Here is a 4977-nt window from a genome sequence, read left to right as displayed (position 1 = left end):
GAACTACCTTGCCAACTCAGGCTACGCGTTCGACTAAACCTGAAATGCTCTAGGAGCATGCGGTAGGTACCGTGCCGCTCGGTGGGAAAGGCTTCATGCAACGGGCCGCCCTGCCAGACGATGTCGACTTCCTCAATCTTAGCCGTATCAACGCCTGGGTGGCCGTCGTACTTCCGTAGCAGGTCTGCGCGCGAAGCGTGATCCACTACCGTAGTGTTCCAGCCCGCGACCTTGGGTGCGATCGGACCATGCAGCGGCCCGATCTCGATTACCGGATCGTTGTGCTGCAGTCCGGCAAGTAGCCTTTCGTTCCGGCCACTCATGCCGCTGGCCGACGCCCGACGTACTCAAAGCCAGCGGAGATCGCCTCCTGGCTCGCCTGACTTAGCGCCTCAAAACCCTTCCAAACTGGATCGCCTCGGGCCGCAGGATCGCGCCATGCGGTGACTAGGCGCCCAATCGGCGCCGCCTGGAACGCCTCGGCCGCGCCTCCGGACGCATCACGCCGCAGGGCCGCTTCGCATTCTGAAGCCAGCCAAGAAATTGCATAGACCGGGTTAAAGTTCTCCGAGACATGAACAGCTTCGGTTTCGAAGCCGCTGAACCAACGCAGCAGGCCATGCTTGGTACAATTGTAAAAATGCCAGGGCGCCTCGTGCTCCGGTTGCAAAAATGCAGTCTGGATTAGTACCCATCCTCCCGGCTTCAGCACACGACGGATTTCGGAGGCGGCTCGCTCCGGGCTAGCGTAATGCTCGAAGGCATTCAATGCTACGACACCCGCAAAGCTTTCGTCGGCGAAAGGTAGGTGATGGGAATCCGCGACCAAATCCGTGTGACGAAAGATTGCGGCCTCGGCCTCCACCACGTTTTCTAATCGCTCAGCCGTGCCGCCAGCTGAAAGGTTCAGCACCAGCCCGTTAGTTGCCCGAATCCGGACGGTAATATGAGCCGGCAGTGGGTTACTTAGATGATGCTCAGGATGGATGCGCGGCGCCCCAAGGGCTGGGAACAGGACCGGTCGTCCTGCGACCAATGGCCAGCGCCTACTGCCGTCGGCAGTGCGCAGAGCGTCCTCGCCGTCGCGCATCAGGGGTTGGCCGGTTTCGGGGCAGCGAAGTATTGACAGTAGCGCGGCAAGCCGCCCCTCGTCTAAGACGGCAGGCGCGTCTACTTGCCCGCATCGCTCCTCGAACGGGACAGTGAGGGCCAACCAAGGATGGCGCGTCTCCATGTCGGTCACTAGACGCCGCTTGTTGTCGAGGACTTCCGTCGTGGTGCGCAGCATGGAACTAGCATGCACACGGTACTCTGCCGCTGGCTCACCTCCCACCGCCACACCGACTAGGCCGCGTTCGGCGATTCGGCACCAAAACTCAAAATCCTCCCAGCCAAATTGCACGTGCTGATAGCCGCCAACTAGAGCCCAAGCGGACGTCGCTACCAGCGCCATCGCATCAACGTAGTTACCGCCGACGAAGCGCAACGGGTCGAAAGGCCATGTGCCTAAAACGTCTCGCGCCGCACCGAACTGGCGAATGACCGGGTAGGCATAGGCCGCACGGCTGGCGCTGGCGGCGGCGAGGCAGCGCTCAAGGCAATCTGGTAGCAGGCGATTGTCGGCATCAAGCGGTAGGACATAGGGTGTTTCGGCCTGATCGAAGCCAAGGTTGCGAGTAGGACCGAGGCCCGCGTTCCGAAGGTTCTGCAGCACCAGTACGCGATTAAAACGAGCAGCGTGCCGCCCTGCCCAGCGTTCTGCGACGGTAAGGCTATCGTCGGTAGATGCATCGTCAATGACAATGAGATCTAGTGCAGTCAGGCTCTGGCGTGCAACGGAGTCGAGCGCTTCTTCAATATAGTGGGCGTAGTTGTACAGAGGAATCACCACTGTAACGTCTGCGTCGCCCAGCCGATCACTGGCGAAAACCTTACGGTGGGCAGGAATATTCGGCAGAAGCTCCGGCCGCTGCGGCGCGTTCAAACCGAGTGCGAATGCATGCGCTGCCTGCCGCCCACCACGAACATGATCTATAGCGAGCGCCATCAACTCCGCCCGCCGTTCCGGCCCGAATGTCCAGAGAACGTCGTGCCGCGCCGCGTGCGCCATGCGCGCACGCTCCGTAGGATCGTCTAGCAGCCGCTCCAGCGCCACCCGCCACTCCTCGGGCGTAGTGGCGAGAAAACCGGTTTCACCATTGCGGATTGCCCGCGCAAAGGGGCCTGTAGGAGAGGCAATGGTGACCACGTCGACCAATGCCGCTTCAAAAAACTTCAACTCGCTTTTCGCTTCACAAAAAGCATTGCCGATTTCGAGCGGGGCAAGATTAATATCGAACCGGGCCAACTCCTCTGGCAGGCGGTCGAGCGGCACGCGCTCACGCCATTCTATCTTTGCCTGCAGGCCATCGAGTTCGGGGAACTCGTTAACATCAACCAGGGACGTGTTGTGAGCTGCCTCTCGGAACAGCACGAGCCGCGCCTCCGGCCGCTGGCGCAGTACCCCGGCAACTGAAGCGACGCAGAGCGCGAAGTCACGTTGATGCGTGCGGGAGCCGCCGGCATAGCCGATGCGGAGCAGACCGTCCGGTGGCGCTGCGGCCCGTCGTCGGGCAGCGCGCCGAGAGGCAGCCAGGGTTGCATCATCGAAGCCATTGGGTAGTACAAGCGTCGGCAGCCAGGCGCGGCGGGCGTAGTGCGCGAGCTCCTCTGTCGTAACCGTGCAAAGGTGCGCGTGCTGCATCGTCCGGCGGACCCGCGCGTAATGATCTCGCACCATCTTTTCGGTAAGGGACTGGCTGCGGATGCCGTCGATCAACTCGACCTTCGCCAAGTCCGGATCAATCATTAGGTCGTCGACGTCAAAGATCACTCGGGCGCCGACCTGATGCGCCATACTGATGACCCGTTCCACAGTTTCATCCCAGGCGGCCCGCCAGAGCACCACTGCTTGCGCCGCGGCGACCTCGTCAAGTCGGTTAGTAACTTCCTCAAGCCGCATGATGGTGGTCTCCGCGCCCGCAGCCTCGGCCGCTGCGGCGTAGCGCACCACGCGATACTGGTGCCCAGGTGTGTGCGCTTCGCCACTGACATAGACGACGCGGAAGCGGGCCGGCCACTTGGCTGGTAGTTCAGTAAAGTTGTTCGCAGATCTGGCCGGAATTGGCGCTGCATTACCCGGCAGTTGAGCATTGGGACGCCCAAGCCGGTGACGCAACGCCGATAGATAGTTCTGGTCGCCCCGCAACAGTCCGATTGCGATGCGCAGCGGTCGCGTGATTCGCCATGAAGAGGAGGCAAGTAGTGCGTCACGCTGCTCCCGAACGTTGGTAGCTGCAGCCAACTGCTGCGTGACCTTGGTCAGCAACCGCGCCTGCTCTGCCTGAGCGGCGGCCTGGCGATCTTCTGCCGCGCGCGTTGCCGCCTCATGCGCGACCTTGAGCTGCGACACTTCTGTCTCATGCGCGACCTTGATCTGGATCACTTCTGTCTCATGCGCGACCTTGATCTGCGACACTTCTGTCTCATGCGCGACCTTGAGCTGCGATACTTCTGTCTCATGCGCGACCTTGATCTGCGACACTTCTGTCTCATGCGCGACCGTAAGCTGTATCATTTCCGCCCGCAGCCGCGCCTGCTCGGCCTGAGTGGCGGCTTCAATGTCTTTTACCGTATGCATCGCCGCTGCTGCCTGAGCCTCGGCCTCGTCAGCTAAAAAGCGGGTGCGAACTGTTGCACCGCGCGCAGCGAACAGCCCCCGGACGGTCGCCTCAGCCTCGCAGTCCGCAGTAGCAGCAAAAAGCGCCTGGAGCGGCTTCGGTATAATCTTACCTAAACCGAGGACGCCGAGGCCGTAGCCATGTACGAATTCGAAATGCGGATGATGGCTTTTCAGCTCCTGCCATAGGCGCCAGACACCAAAATTTTGTTGACGTACATTAGTATCGTGGAACAAGACCACGCCCCGTTCGGAGAGCGTGTCGCGCCAGCGGGCAAAATCAGCAGACACCGCATCGTAGGTATGCATACCGTCGATATGCAGCAGGTCCACTTCCTCCGTTCCGAAGTGCTCCCGCGCTTCGTCGAACGTCATGCGCAGCAGAGAGGAAAAGGCATTCCAGCGACGTCCGTTCAGCGCATTGATCGCGTTGAACACTTCTTGCCCATAGTAGCCTGCATGCACATCACCCTTCCAAGTGTCCACGGCATGACACCGCGTGGACAAGGCCAAGCGTTCCGCAGCTTGACAAAAAGCGGCATAGGAGACGCCATGGTGAGTCCCGAGCTCGACCAAGCATCGCGGTCGTAGCGCTCGCATAAGCCAGAAAGCGAAGGGCACGTGTTCAAGCCAAGCACTGGATGCCAAATGCTCTGGCGCCCAGTCGACCTCGGGCCCGACGTCAAGCTCAGCCATCCAGTGAGCAAGGCCGCCATAGCTCTTGCGCTGAGCTCCAAAAGCGTCGGTATCCATATTACTTCTTTCCAACTACAGTTATAGAGTAGTTTTCATTTCCATATTGCTACGAACCAAATCCACCATCATTAAGTGGTAGATAATTAAAAATTTATAGCAGCATCTTGATGCTGAAGTGTATTGGCGAAATCCCCACGGTCCGCAGCGCCTCCCAACTACTTGACATATTGGCCGAGCCTAGGAGGACGCCCGTCCTTCTCTTTGCGCGACGCCGGTGCCGCCGGTCGACTAGGGCCGACATGGCCGAACTCTCAACTAGCAATTGCTCAAGCCCTAATCATCAAAACCGAGTAAAATCACTAGCACAGGCAAGCGACGGGGTCGACGCCCGGCAGGCAGCCGAAACATCTGGATGTAAGCTGCCGTATTGTTCGCCCACGTTGACAAATTGGCATATGAACGAGGTAACACCATAAGGGTTAAAGTCTGATCTGTCGCACGTATTCATATCTCAGTGTCCATCCGGGAACAGCTTGAGGCATCTGAATCGGTTGTGACTGGCG

Annotated in this window: 2 protein-coding genes; both read right to left on the bottom strand. The window is 59.8% G+C overall.

What is annotated here, in order from left to right; translation table 11 throughout:
* Positions 1 to 323: hypothetical protein (locus tag AC5JJ6_RS41200; RefSeq protein WP_496047608.1), on the bottom strand; the 323-nt coding region annotated here is incomplete at its 3' end.
* Positions 320 to 4471 (bottom strand): glycosyltransferase, encoded by a 4152-nt coding sequence (locus tag AC5JJ6_RS41195; RefSeq protein ID WP_496047607.1) that lies wholly within the window; start codon positions 4469 to 4471, stop codon positions 320 to 322. The genes AC5JJ6_RS41195 and AC5JJ6_RS41200, both read right to left, overlap by 4 nt.
* Between the last annotated feature and the right edge of the window lie 506 nt (positions 4472 to 4977).

Source organism: Skermanella sp., assembly GCF_059503625.1.
The sequence above is the reverse complement of the archived record's forward strand: the minus strand, read 5'-3'. Positions and strand labels throughout refer to the sequence as shown.

Excerpts from the sequence above, each read along its gene's own strand:
- AC5JJ6_RS41195 (WP_496047607.1), bottom strand. The coding sequence starts at position 4,471 with ATGGATACCGACGCTTTTGGAGCTCAGCGCAAGAGCTATGGCGGCCTT.